Origin of the sequence: Pseudomonas sp. 11/12A, from assembly GCF_000800055.1 — a bacterium.
GTDB classification, from domain to species: domain Bacteria; phylum Pseudomonadota; class Gammaproteobacteria; order Pseudomonadales; family Pseudomonadaceae; genus Aquipseudomonas; species Aquipseudomonas mohnii.
The window spans coordinates 320,529-336,172 of record NZ_JUGV01000001.1 but is presented as its reverse complement, the minus strand read 5'-3'; the positions used below and the strand labels follow the sequence as shown (position 1 = coordinate 336,172).

The window sequence follows — 15,644 nt, the reverse complement described above, 5'->3', positions numbered from 1 at the left end:
GTGGTTTAAATCACGGTGACACTCGACGCTTCTGCCGATGCAGAAGCGTACAGTTCAACGAGGCCGTCCCGCCGGCTCGACCACCTACGAAGCCGCGCCCCCGTTAGCTTTTGGCCTGGGGATCCGCGCTGCGCGGACAGAACTCGGAATAGCTCAAGAAGAGCTGGCGTCCTTGGCAGGAATTGAACGATCGCACATGGGCAAGATCGAGCGTGGGGAGCATATGCCCACGTTGGCGCTAATCCTCAGAATTGCTGCTGCTCTGAACAGTAGTGCCGCTGATCTAATGGCAGCGACAGAGAAGAACCTACGATCGAGACCAAATACGTAGCAGGTGTAGGCGTCGGGCTTCGCCCGTCATTCGTCCATCTGGGCATGTAGACGCGCAATGAAACGGTCCAGGGGCGGGGTTGGAGAGGTATCAGTACAGCCACTTGGTCGTAGAAGGTACGTGGTGTGAATGACGTTCGGAGCCTTGAGGGGACGAGTCACGATGTCAGATCGATTGCAAACTCCGATTCGCGCCGCGTTCGCGAACCCAACTCCATAACCTGCTGCGACCAGCGTCAGCATCATGTCCATCGAAGCAACATACTCGACGATGCCCGGTTTGCTTGTCGCAGTGTGCAGCAATCGGTTCAACTCGCCATTGCACTGTCCGAAAAGACGCGGATCCGCCATTACCAATGGATAGCGTAGCAGAGCCTCCAGAGGGATCTGCGGGTGAACGAGCAACGGATGTCGTGTCGATACGGCCACAACCAGTGAGTCGATCCAGATCGGTTCCGCTTCAACGCCATCCCCTACATCGGCGGTGCATGCAAACCCCACATTGAACGCGCCCGAGCGCAGCCCGTGCAACTGCTCGACCAGCGGAGCCTCGGTCAAACGTATCTCTATTTTCGGATCTTCTTCGCGACAGCGTGCGAGAAAGGTGGTCAAGCGCGGATCAATGCAGCCGCACGGGACAGCTATACGAAAAACGCCCAGATAGCCAGAAGAAACCGCCCTCGCGTTTTCACGGGCCACGTCCAGGCTCGAGAACAGTCGAGTCACATCCTGGAGAAACACTGTCCCTGCCTGGGTCAGGCGTGTCCCGCGTCGGTCGCGATCGAACAACAGAACACCCATTTCGTTTTCGAGTTCCTTGATGATGCGCGACAGTGGGGATTGCTCGATATGCAGCCTTTCAGCGGCCCGCGTAAAGTGCAACTCCTCTGCCAGGACCACGAAGCAGCGAAGGTGACGCAATTCCATGGCTTGTCCTCCCTCAGAACTGAGGCGGAGCCGCTTCGCCTCACGTGGACTGGTTCAAGCAGGTACGGCTAAAGGCTCCCTTGTAGGGGGTTGGGAGCAATGGAACAGAAAGTGCACTTAAGCCCTACCATCGCCGCTCCGTACCTTCTTCCCGGGCATCCGCCTCGATAAAACAGTTGCGCATGTCGGCTTCCTGGCTGATTTCGGTCAGCAGGTCATGTCCGGTCTCGTCCAGCTCGTCGTCGCTCCGATACGGGATGGTCAGCTCGTAGTGGCCAGCCTCCAGCCGCTTCACGCAGTAGGGCTCCAGGCAATAGCGCTCGATGTTCTCCGTTGCCCACTTTCGGCCGCGCACGAACTTGCTGTTATTCACCACTGCCAGGCGCAGCGTGACGGTGGTCACCCGCTCGACGGCGGACAGCTCTGCCGGCGATGACGACAAGGCGGTGAGCTGCTGATCGCGTGACCGGGCGCACTTCTGATATGCGCCGATCTTGACGCCCCGGTGCCGTAGGTAGCTGTACAGCGTGCTCTTGGAGATATGCAGCTCGAGCCGCTCAAACGCAGGCTGGTTCAATCAGTGTTGAAGCAGCTACCTCAGGGCATCGACGCCTGGGACATCTACCATGCCCTCTTGCGCTCCTACGACGCCCTGGGAGCACACACAGTCATTGAGGCAGTGTCCCCGACGCACCTGCACCTGGCTGCACGGCTGGTTGCCGCGCAGTGCATGGAGACAAGCGATCCTATAGTGCCTTTCGAATTTCCGGGGCGATTCAACCATCGCTGAGCCGCTTAGTGTTGGCTGATTACTACCGTCCTCGTAAGTTCGTCAAGATCGATAATCGCCCGACTCACATAGAACTCAGCACCACTTTTGGCGTGTAACTTTCCGAGTTGCAACTGGCTGCGTACGAAATTGAAGTTTCCGCGGATCTTGTCAAGAGTAGCGCGGTGCTCAGCCAGCATGTACAGCAGTTGGTCGAAGCGCGCCTCAATGTTCTAATCAAGCATATGCATCTGTTCGGGCGACATCAGAAACTGTTCCTTGTCCACCATCGGATAATGGCGTAACTGATAGTCGAACAGGAGTCTGGCCAAAGCACGGCTCTGACCAGTGAGCAACGCAACAAATGAATCGGGCTGCAAACCTTGCTGCTCGCGGAGGTAGGCTAAATCAGCAGCCTGCTGCAGGTCTCGGACGTGAACCAGGAGTTGCCGCACCAGGTCTGGGTAGTTCTTTTTCTGCTCAGGCGGCATGCCATTGAGCTGATTGAACACTTGCTGCACGCCCTGGAAGGGTTTCGCCAATTCGGCGGGTTCACCAAGCAGTGAGATACCAGTCTGCATCGTCCACAGGTAGTTGGATAACGAGTTAAGCAGACGCGGGTCCGGTGCTCGATCCTGCGGGTTGAAATAGAGCATGACGCTTGCCAAGAAAAGCTGTCCATTGCTATTAAGCCCGCTCAACTACAAGGCAGCGTGCTCATCAGCCCGCACCGGTGAGATCAACAGAAACAGCTCGCAGAGCAGTAATCTTGCTCGCATAGCCTCTTACCTTTTTACTTTATTGTTATTTCCGGGCACTTCCGATTGCTGATTGAAAGATCTTACACAATTTCAGATCAGCCATGCCCCATTCACTTTACGATACTGGCCATGGCTGCTACATCGAACAGCTTCAGTTTCGCAGAGCAGGGGGGGGGGAAGCATATGGACATGTAAACCTCTTCCTAAACGCTATTAACACTTGCCAGCACGCTCATAATGATCTTGCAGCGGCGCTAACAACTCTTCACTTAACTTGCGGCTAGCCTCAGTCGCCCTGTCAGGAAAATCCGGAACAGTGGGGGAGGAGGCGAATAGTGGAAACCCGCTATGCGACTCATCCTTTGTCAATCTCCTAGTTTCAGGCATTAACCTCGTCGGTGGCCCTCCCACTATGAGTGGCATCGCTACGTCTAGCGTCGCACCTTGCTCGCCGGTTCACCACCAATGCCGAAGCGGTTCTTTGGCATTTCGGTGATGATCACCCGCACCCGCTCGATGGGTGTGTCCAGCGAGCGTGACATTGCCTCGCTGACTTCGCGGATCCCTTCTGCTCGCGCGGAGACCTGCGAGGTTATACAACTGGGCAATGGGCATGGCCTCATTCCTTACAGTCAGCGGCCGACCATAGGCCGGCCGCACAGGTTTTAGATGAAGCGCGCGGTAACCGAGCCAAGCCCCTGATAACGCACGCTGATATTGTCTCCCGGTGCCACTGCCACTGCCGCAGTGATGCCGCCGGTCATGATGAACGTACCCGCCGGTATGTACTCACCACGCTCGGCCAGCAGGTTGGCCAGTATCGCCACGCTGGACAACGGATGGCCGAGCACAGCGGCACCGGCACCGACTTCCACCACCTCGCCGTTCTTCTCCATCACCACACCAAGGGTGCGCAGATCGACCTCTTCAAGACAGGCCATCCGGCCTCCGGCAATAAAGCGGGTCGACGAAGCGTTATCGGCCACCACGCTGGTCAGGTCGAACTTGAAGTTCTCGTAGCGCGAGTCGAGCACTTCCACCGTTGGGATCACGTAGTCGATCGCCGCAATCACGTCATTGATATGGCAACCAGGGCTGCTACGGTGCTTTGGTGACCACGGATATCTCCGCCTCAATCTTCGGGTGGATCAGCTTCGAGCAGTCCACCACGCCACCGTCCGGCATGCTGAAGTAATCGGCAAGAAAACCGTATATCGGCGTTTCCACACCCATCTGCGCCATCTTCGCCCAGGAGGTCAGGTCCATCATCAGGCCGACGATCTTGTTGCCGCGGGCCTCCTTACGCCGGCGGATATCCCACTGCACGTCGTAGGCGTCGGCGAAGGTCAGCTCCGGATAGTCGTTGGTCACCTTGGGAATGTCGTGGACCTCAAGCTCGGCCTTCTCGATGTGCTCGACCAGGGCCAGTACCTCTTGGCGGCTCAGGGTACGGTTCATGCCCGTGTCCCCTTTCCGGCGGCCAGCAGGTCCAGGGCGACATCGACGATCATGTCCTCCTGGCCACCAACCATACGGCGCTTGCCCAGTTCGACCAGGATGTCTACAGCCTTCAGGCCGTACTTAGCCGCCGCTACTTCCGAGTGGAGCAGGAAGCTGGAGTAGACCCCGGCATACCCAAGGGCTAGGGTTTCGCGATCCACACGCACCGGGCGATCCTGCAATGGCCGGACGATGTCGTCGGCGGCGTCCATCAGGGTATACAGATCGGTGCCGTGCTCCCAACCCAGGCGCTCGGCAGCGGCGATAAAGACTTCGAGAGGGGCATTACCGGCACCGGCACCCATTCCGGCCAGGCTGGCGTCGATGCGATCACAGCCCTCCTCCACCGCGACGATGGAGTTGGCTACGCCGAGAGACAGATTATGGTGGGCGTGCATGCCGGTCTGGGTTTCCGGCTGGAGTACGTCCTTGAGTGCACGGAAGCGATCACGAATATCCTGCATGCTCATGGCACCGCCGGAGTCGACCACGTACAGGCAGATGGCACCGTAGCTTTCCATCAGCTTGGCTTGCTCGGCCAGGCCTTTGGGCGTTTGCATGTGGCTCATCATCAGGAAGCCGACGGTATCCATGCCAAGCTTGCGGGCGTGCTCGATATGCTGGCGAGACACGTCCGCCTCGGTGCAGTGAGTCGCCACCCGCACGATACGCGCGCCCGCCTGGTAGGCGTTGTCCAGGTCATGGGTGCTGCCAATACCGGGCAGCAGCAGGGTGGCGATTTGGGCATGGCTGATCACTTCGGCTACCGCCTCGATCCACTCCAGGTCGGTGTGGGCACCAAAGCCGTAGTTGAAGCTGGAGCCCTGCAGGCCGTCGCCGTGAGCCACTTCGATGGAGTCCACCTTGGCCGCGTCGAGTGCGCGGGCTATGTCCTGCACGTTCTTAATCGAGTACTGGTGGCGGATGGCGTGGCTACCGTCGCGCAGGGTCACGTCGGAGATGTAGAGTTTCTTGCCGGGATTGAAGGCCATGGCGGTGCTCCTTAGGCACTGAGCAGCGACTGGGCCATACGCTCGGCGGTGGCCAGCGCAGCGGAAGTCATGATGTCGAGGTTACCGGCGTAGGCCGGCAGGTAGTGGCCGGCACCTTCAATTTCGAGGAACACCGTGGTCTTCAGCCCGGAGAGGTTGCCCAGGCCGGGAATGTTCAGCGGTGCCGATTCGGGGATCACATCGAACTGCACCTGCTGCTTGAGACGGTAGCCCGGTACATAGGCCTGCACCGCATGCACCATCTCCTCCACCGAGGCGGCCACCTTATCCTGGTCGGCGAGGTCGGACAGCACGTAGACGGTGTCGCGCATGATCAGCGGCGGCTCGGCCGGGTTCATAATGATGATCGCCTTGCCCTTGCGCGCACCGCCGATCACTTCGATGGCCTTGGAAGTGGTCTCGGTGAACTCGTCGATGTTGGCGCGGGTGCCGGGACCGGCGGACTTGCTGCTGATCGAGGCGACGATCTCGGCGTAATGCACCTTGGCTACGCGGGAGACGGCGGCGACCATGGGAATGGTCGCCTGGCCGCCGCAGGTAACCATGTTGACGTTGGTCTCGTGCAGATTGGCTTCGAGGTTGACCACCGGCACACAGTAGGGGCCAATGGCCGCCGGGGTCAGGTCGATGATGCGCAGGTCAGGCTCGAGGCCACGCAGGAACACGTCGTTCTTGATGTGAGCCGAGGCGCTGGTGGCATCGAAGACGAAGTCGATATCCTGGAACACCGGCAAACGGGTCAGACCCTCAACGCCTTCATGGGTGGTGGCCACGCCCATGCGCGCTGCGCGGGCCAGGCCGTCCGAGTTGGGGTCGATACCGACCATGGCACCCATTTCCAGATGATTGCCATTGCGCAGGATCTTGATCATCAGGTCGGTGCCGATGTTGCCGGAACCGATGATGGCGACTTTGAGTTTCTTGCTCATGGAAAAATCCTCAGACAAAGCGCACGGAAGCGCTGCCGATGCCGCCGATATCGACGCGCATCACATCGCCGGACTTGACCGGCTCCAATGGCACCAGAGATCCGGAGAGGATCACTTCACCGGCTTTCAGGGGAATACCGAAACGGCCCAGGGTGTTGGCCAGCCAGGCCACGCAATTGACCGGCGAGCCCAGCGCCGCCGCACCGGCACCGGTGCTGATGACATGGCCGTTCTTCTCCACCACCATGCCGCAGGTGACCAGATCGACCTGGCGTGGCGAGACCGCCCGGTCGCCAAGAACGAACAGACCGCAGGAAGCGTTATCCGCCACGGTGTCCTCGATCTTAATTTTCCAGTCGCGGATGCGCGAATCGACGATCTCGAAACAGGGCATCACACACTCGGTGGCGGCCAGCACGTCGGCGTTGGTCACCCCAGGGCCCATCAGGTCTTTCTTGAGGATAAAGGCGATCTCGCCCTCGGCCTTGGGCTGCATCAGCAGCTTGCTGATTGGCATGGCTTCGCCGCTGTAGAACACCATGGCATCGGTCAGGTAACCGAAGTCCGGCTGGTGTACGTTAAGCATGTTCTGCACCGCCTTGCTGGTCACACCAATCTTCTTGCCGATGATCTTCTCGCCAGCGGCCAGGCGGTGTTCGAGCATGCGCAGGGAAATCTGGTAGGCATCCTCGATAGACAAATCATGGCGGCTGGTCAGCGGTGCCACGGCCTCGCGGTTGAGCATGGCCTGGTACAGTTCGTCGCCGAGCTGCTGAATCAATTCTTGGTTCATGTGTGCTGTTCCTGTTGGGTGGACGCGATGATTTCGCGACCGATTTCCGGGCTGTTCCGGGGGGTGTTCATGAGCACCTCACAACTTCACGCAGATGTTTTTCACTTCGGTGTAGAACTCCAGCGAATCCACCCCGCCTTCACGGTCGATGCCCGACTGCTTGCTACCGCCAAAAGCGGTACGCAGGTCGCGCAGGAACCAGCTGTTGACCCAGACGACACCAGCCTCGACCTGCCCGGCGACGCAGCGCGCGCGAGCTGTTGTCGGTTCAGATAGCAGACGCCAGACCGTAGGGCAGGCTGTTGGCCAACTCGATCGTTTCTTCCTCGGTATCGAACGGGCGGATGTGGCAACACGGACCGAAAATCTCCTCGGTGACCAACGCCGAATCGTCCGCCAAGTCAGTCCAGATGGTCGGTTGCACCCACGCCCCACAACCGCTGCTATCGAACCGTCGTTCTCCGTTTCAGATTTGGCGGTGGCTACACATTCAAAAAGCCTTACATATACGCTACGCAAAAAGCCAATATCGTGCCAAGTGGCTAGCCCCTCCCGCAGGGAAACATAAGCCAATGTTCTATAAGACCTTTTACTCAGAATTACACGCAAATGAATAAAGGAGCGCTCTTCAGTGCTCGCTATAAGGCGTTAAAGCAGGTGAGAAATGGGGGGTGAAATTCATAATTTTATGAAACCCAGATCAGTGGCTCTACTCCAGCCTCATCAAATTCTGAAGCTGATATATGCTGCTATCGACCGAAGTCTTGTAAGGGCAAGTGTCCTCCGGCAAAACTAGGGAGCCTCCCAGGCTTGTCTGGCAAGGAGGATATTCAGTTGTTCGAGCAGATTGTCGGCAGCTCGCACTGGATTGCGATGACGTTGCGCAGCCATTGAGTAGCTGGATCACGATGAAGTCGAGCGTGCCAAAACAGATCGATAGAAAGTCTTGGTAGCGGCACCGGGTGTTCCGAGTAACCTAAAGCAAGAGGAAAGAGATTAGGCTGGATCAGGACCTCGGGTACCGTGGCGATCAGATCGGAGCTTTTCAATAGGTATTCCAAGCTAGCGTACTGTGGAATACGCAGCTTAGCTTTTCTTTTTATCCCCTGCTTCTCAATGATTTCATCGACCTTGGAGTACTCCGCTCCGGCAGTCGTGACACTCAAAAAACGAAGACAGCCAAAACGATGAATACTAGAGCATTACACGCCGAGTTGACGCGACTGATACGGAATAAACTCTAAGGAGACACGTCCAAGATGGTCTTCCAATTACTATGATGGCCGATGCTGCCAAGAGGAACTCGCAGCATCGGCCATGCCTCAATCAGACAAGTGATTGTTTGGAACCTACTTTTACCTTAACTAGCCGGACTCAATTTAGAGCTCTTCTTTACCAACGCAGTTGCCGGCAACAGAAACCTCGCAAGAGCGGGCAAGAGAATCAACGCGCCAACCATATTCACCACGAACATGAATGCGAGCAGTATTCCCATATCGGCCTGGAACTTGATCGGCGAAAAGCCCCAAGTAGCGACTGCCAAGCCCAGAGTAACACCAGTGAGCACAACCACTTTTCCGGTGAATAGCAGTGCATGATAGTAAGCCTCCGACAGGCTCATGCCCTGCCTCAGACGAGCCATCGTCACTGTTAGCACGTACAGGGCATAGTCGATGCCAATGCCAACTCCAAGCGCAATTACTGGCAGCGTGGCGACCTTGACACCAATACCGAGCGCCACCATCAGTGCTTCACAAAGCATCGAAGTCAACAGTAGGGGCAAGATCGCACAGACGACGGCACGCCAAGATCCAAAGGTCACAAAAGCGAGCCCTACAACGGCAGCATAAACGAGCAACAACATTCGCCCATTGGCTTGTCGGACCACAATATTAGTGGCTGCCTCGATGCCCGAGTTTCCTGCCGCCTGGATGAACTTAACTGTTTCCGTATCGTTACGGAGCGCAAAATCCTCTATTTTTGCGACTACCCGTTGCAAGGTCTCGGCTTTGTGATCCTCGAGATAGATATAGACCGAAAGCATATCGCACGCTTGACTATACAGTTCACGCGGCGTACGCATTAAAACGGCGTTGATCATCCCTTGGGAACGCGGAACATCAAACCAGGCGAAACTTCCCTCGTTCATCCCGACAGTTGCACGGCGCGAAAATGCAGCAAGTGAGTTGGTGGCGGACACACCCTGCAACTGCTGCAATTCCCACTCCAGCACATCCACCTTCTGCAAAGTGGAGTATGCCGAATACCAGCCAGCACCCGATACACGAAAACCGACATCCTCATAGGCAACGTCCAACTCGGAAAGAATATCAAATCGATTATTGATCAGTCCTTTCTTGATCCCAAGATCACCGAAGTCCGTTCCAGGCTGAGCGCCACGCTGATTAGCGATTTTTGGATCTGCATCCCTTATCCGCCAGGCCGCCGTATATTTAATGGTGTTGTCCCAGCGAATCCTAAAGTCGCCATCGTTTTCCACTTCAAATGCGTGGGCGGTGCCAAATGGAATGGCAGCGCCAATTATAAGAGTGGCGATTGCGGCGGAGAGCCCCTCGATTTTTAGCGATGCTGCGCAAGGCCACTGACGGCATGCGTGACTGGCCTGATAATTGCCATTAGACATATATATCTCTTTTATTCTATTTATGAGATGTGGAGCGTGAAGCACAAGAAAATCCCCGACCCACAGCCGGGGCTTTCATCCTCTATGTGACAGATTCAGTTACGAAAGAAATCAATCACCAGCCGATTAAAGGCATCGGCATGTTCCCATTGAGCCCAATGACCACAACGTGAAAACACATGCAACTGTGCATCAGGCATGAAGTTGATAAGTTTCAGACCATTGTCCAGTGGTACAAAACGATCGTCCCGCCCCCATGTGACCAAAGTTTTATTGGGGATCTTGTGCACCTGATCGACTACATCCCATGCAGTTACCGGAGTCATCTTAGAACTCGCAACAAAATTCTTAAGATGTTCAGGACGAGAACGTATGTTATTCCAGCGATCTTGCCGCAACTCCTCCGTAATAGCAGAGGGGTCGAATACGAATACATTCAACATCTCAGCAAAGTTGGCCGGCGTTGGATCACTGTATAGTCGAAACATATGCCTGAGGCCTTCCTGAGGATTCGGCTGAAGCAGGCTCTTACCCATCCCGGCAGGCCCCATCAGAACCAACCGATCAAGTCGGTCCGGGAATTCGAGCGCAAAATTCAGTGCCGTAGCTCCACCCATGGAATTACCCACTAAGTGAGCTTTCTCGATGGACAAGCCATCCATGAGCCCCTTGACCGCACGAGCATTCAACAAGCCCCGCTGAGTATCGGTAACGACTTCGTCCGTTTTATTGAAGCCGGGACAATCAAGCAAGATCACTCGAAAACCAGCATCAGCCAGAGGCTCGATATTCTTGTAGTAATTGCTCCATCCGCTCGCACCAGGGCCACCACCATGCAGCATGATCACGGCTTCGCCTTGCCCGGCCTCGTTGTAATGAAGACGAAAATTACTCAGCCCTGGTTCGTCAATGACTAGGTAGTTGCTAGTTCCAGCTTCAGTGTATTTTGGCATAGGTCCATCCATTCAATGAGCCTGCCGGCCCTAAATTTAACTGCCCCTCATATATCGAGGGTATTTAGTTTCCGCTCCTACGTGGGGAGCGGTAATTAGCATCCGTTGCAGCACCATGCACACAGGCCAATAAAGATAAGCGAGCAAATATTTTCACCTACTGAGGAGCCAAACCTTTAGAACTATGCGGCCTAAAGGTCAGAGATCCGTTTCACTCAGAGCAGCAACCCGCTATCGAAAAACCTTACAGATGCGCGACGTACAAGCATCAATGCCAATATCGCGCCAAGTAATCAGGATCACGCCCAAGCATAAACATAAGCTATTGTTTTATATTGCTTTTTTAAAAAAAAAGAGAAAAGAGGTAAGAGCGAGCGCTCCCAGGAGCTTGAGATCAGGTGCTAACGTAGACAAGGAATGCAGCAATATTCATAATTTTATGAAACCAAGATCAGTGCCATTGATTCCATATCATCTAATTCTGAAGCCAGGCCTACATGTCATCCACTGCAGCGCCTCAAGAGCGACCAACTGAGGTACCACCTTCAGAGCACTCACCCCGGCTGTGCTGATGCGGCCAAAGGCCTCACGGCACAAGCGCCTAGACAAACTGTCTGGAGGCGCGACTGACAATGCATAGACCACCTATCCGGCATACCAAGAAGCCATCGAAGGCTTTGAGCAACACACCATCAAGACGGTACGACGGGTTTATGGAGCGCTTTCGGATCAACAGCGCATTTTGTTCGCGCAGGTGCTCGATCTGCCCGTCCTTGGCGGTTATTTCCTTGTCCTTCGAAGACATCTGCTCATGCAGCGACAGCAGAAGCTGCTTCAGCAAAATAGGGTTGTCTGGAAAGGTTTCGGGCACGGAAATCATGCCGTGGATTATTCCGGCCCAGGTCACGAAACGCGGCGTCAAAACCTGGTGGGCGGTTGCGCCAGAGGTCATCCATCCAGCAGCTAGTTCAGTTTCTGAACCGTTAGTACGATGGACTTCCTCTTGATCGTCTGGTGATGTTTTGAACCGCTCATCAAGGCGCTTGAGCCACAAACAGAAGCCGTCGCGCTCCCACTACAAAAGTTTCACCCGGTTACGTGACTTGTTGAGACAGACGAACAGTACCGGGTCGAACACAGCTACTTTGATGTCCAGCTCGACCAGGGCGACCAGGCCGTCGATGGATTTCCGAAAATCCACCGGCTTTTGGGGTAGAGGTAGACTTTTTCGACTTTTGCGTCGGGGCGCATCATAACGGCTGGCTCCAGAAAGAAATTGGTGCACAGCATTGGCTGGCCTGGGGATTATTTGTAGATGAGGTTTAGGAGCGCTTACGTACGGCGGATGTCCCCCTGCCTCCAGATTTTTCAGTATCCAAATGACAAACGCCCCAAACTAAGTCGGGGCGTTTGTTGTTTGCTTTACCGGGATTCAATAGAGGGGTTCACACAACCGATTATGCCCGCCCAAGGATGTTCCTCATCGCCACGATCAGCTGCTCAAGACTTTTCTGAGATGCGTCTTTCGCTCGAAACGCGATAAACATGTCCGGCCGTACGAGCAATGCGCCACTTTCGTCTATCTCGGATATATTGGCGTACTCACCATAGGTATCCACGAACGCCTGGCCCGGGCCGATTACGCATACCTTTAGATCAATCCCAAGAGACTGCGAAACCCGTTCGGCCTCGTGCTTCCAGGCAATTCCGGAAAGCCCTGTCAACAGGGTGAAGCGGCCTTTCCCACACAAGTCCAGGGTAGAGATCCGCCGCTGATTCTCGGTAAGCCAAACATGCGGTAAATGCGCACCAGGGCGTGTACTCGACTGATAGAAAAACTCTTTATCACGAACAAACCCCGGATCAGGCGTGCCGTCGGGGAACACCGCGCGGGAAACATAGCGTTGATTCAGCTCGACACCGTGCCCGCCGCCAAGCCCGATGATGGTCGCATCCATGGCCTTACGAAGTGCAGCGCGCCGCTTCGCCCCCTCCTCACTTGCATCCTTGAGACGCACCAGAGCTTCCGCCATTTCCGCCTCTGTCGGAACCGGTGGAAGACAGAGCGCCTCGAAAACAGGAGGAAATTTGGAAAGACTCTTATAGGCTCGCTCGACGATCTGTTTCGCCACGGGCGACCGTTCCGCGTCGTAAGAGTCCAACAATGTCGGCGCAGCCTTGCCTTTGAGCACCAGAGCAATCTTCCAGGATAGATTGTAAGCATCCTGGACGGACGTATTGAGCCCAAGCCCCCCCATCGGCGTATGACGATGAACGGCATCGCCCATGCAGAAGACTCGCCCGGCGGTGTTGCGCACGGCATATTGCTGATTGATCGTCCAGGTTGAAATAGGGCCAACCTCAACCGGAATTTCATCCGTACCGATTATCTCATGGATAATTTTTTTGGCTTCTTCCTTGGTGATCTCGGGCGTGCCTTTTGACTTTTCATACCCCCAAACACACATCCACTTATTCCAGGGCCGAATCATTCGCAGTGCTGCGACGCCGACACCATTGATCCCGCTGCCAGCGCGGAACATCCAGTACATGTCGCCTTTACGATGTTCACACAGCGATGATAAATCAGCGCTGAACTCAATGTTTATCGACCCGGAATCACCGATGCCCATCTGCCCTTCAAACGGCAAACCGGCGTTTTGCGCAACTAACGAGCGAGCCCCATCCGCACCAATGATATATTTCGCACGCACCTCATACTCGACGCCACTTACGTGATCAAACAGTCGCGCGGTTACACCGTCTTGGTCTTCAAAATGACCCAGGTATTCCGTCAGGAAGCGGACGTCCGCACCGCGCAGAGCAGCCTCACTTACCAACAGCGGCTCAAAATACAACTGCGGCAAATCACAGTATCTTGTTGGGCTGGCCAGTTCGTGCTCTGCGTGCGCCTGAGGATGAGATGCCCACGCTGGAATTCGTCCAAACTCCTCGCCTGCTAAACTGGCGGCATAAACATGCTCACCCATATATTCCTTTGGCACCGAAAGCGACTTCGCCGACTCTTCCAAGCCAAGATCACGCAGAATTTCCATCGTGCGCTGGTTAGTAATGTGCGACCTAGGACCTGGTGAAGTGGAGCGCCGTCTATTAATCATCAGACTGCGGACACCCAGACCCGCCAACAGAGCAGCCGACATAGCACCGGCCGGACCAGCACCCACGATAAGAACATCAGTTTCCGCAGAATTCGACATAACGATTTTCCTGTTGTTTTTATTTAATTTTGACAATCACAAGTTGCAAAAATAATTAAAGCACCGACGTTAACCCGCTTAAGGAGATTGGGCCGACATGCAAATAATCAACTTTTACTTATGACCACGAATCAATATTCAGACCGAACCAGACTCAAGCCTGCGAGTTATCCACAAACAACTCATACCTTTCGCAGAAAACCTAGATCAGCCAACAAACTGCAGTTAAGCGATTTCTAGACTGAATGAAAGAACATACGTGTCAGAATGAGGCCCGTTGGCAGCACGCGCTGTTCGTCCAGTTGGATTTCTCACTAGCCCCGGGGGGGATGCCTATGTCCCCAATCGCTTAACTGGCTATAACGCCTGACCTCCCAGGTGGCATCATCAATAACCAACCCGCCGAAGCCAAACTCCAGGAGGAAGCCAGAAGGTGTTTTTGCGTAAAACGAGAACATTCCATCATTGGGATGATGGCCAAACTCCATTTCAATTGGAACTCCCGCTGCGACACAACGATCATAGGCAAGCCCGACATCATTCATGTTGGCAAACTCAACCATGATGTGATGGATGATCTTGGAAACAGGGAACGGAACTTCTGCCGTTGCAACCGAATGATGGCGTCCCGTGGCAGAATGGAAGAACTTCACCTCCATTTCTTTGCCAAGCACCACTTCACCACTGATGTAGTCACTGAGTTTTACCCCAAGGATGCACTCGTAAAAATCAGTGGTGGCCCCACCGGACTTATCCACCGCGACAAAGTGACCAACGCCCAGCCGTCCCGTCACAAAAGGCCCGCACAAGACCTTCGAGCGAAATACATCCGACAGCGCTGCGCGCCGGGCACCAAAATAAAACTCATGGAACATGCCATTATCATCACTGCACGAGAATACGCATTCGACCCTGCGCACACTTGCCAACTCGGCCGAGGCGTCACGCACTTCTACACCGTGCTCTCGTAAACCTGCAACATAACCCAACAGGGCCTCTTCCGTGTCGAACTCCCAGCCAGCGGCGATCATGTCATCGGCATTATTCGACTGCAGCAGAATACGCTGTTCAAAGCTATCCATTCGCAGGCCAAGACTGACACCCGCTTCACGAGCGCCAACCTGCAGACCAACAACATCTACAGCGAACCGCTCCCACGCATCGAGATCACTCACCCCTAAAACGATATATCCGAGATTTGAAATCATTGTTATCACATCTCCGCTCTCATATAGCTTTAATAGGCAGCAATGTCGAAGAAACCTCACACCTGCCTTGCAGGGCTCTTAGCCAATACCGTGCCAAGTTGACTAAGCGGCCTCTCACAGGGAAAGACAACATACTGTTTTATAAGGATTTTCATTCTAAAAAGCGCCCGAAAGCCTAGTTCCGGACGGCAGTACCCTCCCTCGGAGGCCGCCAGGAGGTGCCGAAATGCACTTGCCAGGGAGGGCAAGCTTCACCATATTATGAAGCCCCATCGCAACTATTTAATAAATTTATTAAATATACGAGAGCCCTATCTATTCCTACCTAACCTGAGCTATCACCATGAAATCTAAAATAAAATTCGTGAAGACCGCACCATCATTACCGACTGTCGCTCCCTGAAATCCATCTTTTGGGTCCAGCTTCACCCCTTCCCCCTGCGAAGGAGGCATCTGGCTAGGCGACAGCCGATCCATGCACCCAGCAAGCAGTGAGACTGAAGGGCATATGGGCTCGTCAGCAGATGCCAGAATGCACCTACTCAGGCGGGCAGGATTCACCATATTCTGAACCCCATCAGCACAAATTAATAAAATTA

General features: G+C 54.9%; 14 protein-coding genes and 3 pseudogenes. 1 reads left to right on the top strand and 16 read right to left on the bottom strand.

The annotated features are described in order from the left end of the window. Positions 1–37 precede the first annotated feature (37 nt). The gene (locus tag GQ39_RS31150) at positions 38–331 is read left to right on the top strand and encodes a helix-turn-helix domain-containing protein (RefSeq protein WP_047526720.1); all 294 of its coding nucleotides are present in this window, start codon (positions 38–40) and stop codon (positions 329–331) included. Between the two features lie 26 nt (positions 332–357). Here the strand turns inward: GQ39_RS31150 and GQ39_RS01590 are convergent, their stop codons facing one another. From GQ39_RS01590 to GQ39_RS01525, 16 genes and pseudogenes are all read right to left on the bottom strand, one after another. Further along, complete coding sequence (locus GQ39_RS01590; RefSeq protein ID WP_047526719.1) at positions 358–1,257, bottom strand: LysR family transcriptional regulator; 900 nt, start codon at positions 1,255–1,257, stop codon at positions 358–360. A gap of 124 nt (positions 1,258–1,381) precedes the next feature. Then, entirely contained in the window at positions 1,382–1,834 is a 453-nt protein-coding gene (locus GQ39_RS33145) for a transposase (RefSeq protein WP_081997829.1), read from the bottom strand. Between the two features lie 425 nt (positions 1,835–2,259). Then, positions 2,260–2,682 (bottom strand): hypothetical protein, encoded by a 423-nt coding sequence (locus tag GQ39_RS01575; RefSeq protein ID WP_047526717.1) that lies wholly within the window; start codon positions 2,680–2,682, stop codon positions 2,260–2,262. A gap of 536 nt (positions 2,683–3,218) precedes the next feature. Next, positions 3,219–3,402: pseudogene (locus GQ39_RS01570) on the bottom strand (2-hydroxymuconate tautomerase family protein). A gap of 50 nt (positions 3,403–3,452) precedes the next feature. Then, a pseudogene (dmpH, locus tag GQ39_RS01565) lies at positions 3,453–4,245 on the bottom strand (2-oxo-3-hexenedioate decarboxylase). Further along, entirely contained in the window at positions 4,242–5,279 is a 1,038-nt protein-coding gene (dmpG, locus tag GQ39_RS01560; protein ID WP_047526715.1) for a 4-hydroxy-2-oxovalerate aldolase, read from the bottom strand. The pseudogene dmpH and the gene dmpG overlap by 4 nt, the downstream one beginning before the upstream one ends. An 11-nt stretch (positions 5,280–5,290) precedes the next feature. Then, positions 5,291–6,229: an acetaldehyde dehydrogenase (acetylating) gene (locus GQ39_RS01555; RefSeq protein ID WP_047526714.1), complete on the bottom strand. Its 939-nt coding sequence runs from the start codon at positions 6,227–6,229 to the stop codon at positions 5,291–5,293. A 10-nt stretch (positions 6,230–6,239) separates the two neighbouring features. Then, positions 6,240–7,022 (bottom strand): 2-oxopent-4-enoate hydratase, encoded by a 783-nt coding sequence (gene dmpE, locus GQ39_RS01550; protein ID WP_047526713.1) that lies wholly within the window; start codon positions 7,020–7,022, stop codon positions 6,240–6,242. Between the two features lie 78 nt (positions 7,023–7,100). Further along, positions 7,101–7,455, bottom strand: a pseudogene (locus tag GQ39_RS31140) (aldehyde dehydrogenase family protein); the annotation flags it as partial. A 397-nt stretch (positions 7,456–7,852) separates the two neighbouring features. Continuing rightward, complete coding sequence (locus GQ39_RS31135) at positions 7,853–8,188, bottom strand: hypothetical protein (RefSeq protein WP_161793918.1); 336 nt, start codon at positions 8,186–8,188, stop codon at positions 7,853–7,855. 194 nt (positions 8,189–8,382) lie between these two features. Then, on the bottom strand, positions 8,383–9,666 hold the full coding sequence (locus GQ39_RS01545) for a DUF1302 family protein (protein ID WP_081997827.1): 1,284 nt from the start codon (positions 9,664–9,666) through the stop codon (positions 8,383–8,385). Between the two features lie 95 nt (positions 9,667–9,761). Beyond that, complete coding sequence (gene bphD / locus GQ39_RS01540) at positions 9,762–10,619, bottom strand: 2-hydroxy-6-oxo-6-phenylhexa-2,4-dienoate hydrolase (RefSeq protein ID WP_047526712.1); 858 nt, start codon at positions 10,617–10,619, stop codon at positions 9,762–9,764. Positions 10,620–11,220: 601 nt separating this feature from the next. Further along, the gene (locus tag GQ39_RS01535; protein WP_152613954.1) at positions 11,221–11,673 is read right to left on the bottom strand and encodes a hypothetical protein; all 453 of its coding nucleotides are present in this window, start codon (positions 11,671–11,673) and stop codon (positions 11,221–11,223) included. 21 nt (positions 11,674–11,694) lie between these two features. Then, positions 11,695–11,820: an IS66 family insertion sequence element accessory protein TnpB gene (gene tnpB, locus GQ39_RS31130; RefSeq protein WP_236693072.1), complete on the bottom strand. Its 126-nt coding sequence runs from the start codon at positions 11,818–11,820 to the stop codon at positions 11,695–11,697. Between the two features lie 256 nt (positions 11,821–12,076). Next, entirely contained in the window at positions 12,077–13,837 is a 1,761-nt protein-coding gene (locus GQ39_RS01530) for an FAD-dependent oxidoreductase (RefSeq protein WP_047526709.1), read from the bottom strand. Positions 13,838–14,151: 314 nt separating this feature from the next. Beyond that, on the bottom strand, positions 14,152–15,045 hold the full coding sequence (locus tag GQ39_RS01525) for a VOC family protein (RefSeq protein ID WP_201774169.1): 894 nt from the start codon (positions 15,043–15,045) through the stop codon (positions 14,152–14,154). Positions 15,046–15,644 lie beyond the last annotated feature (599 nt).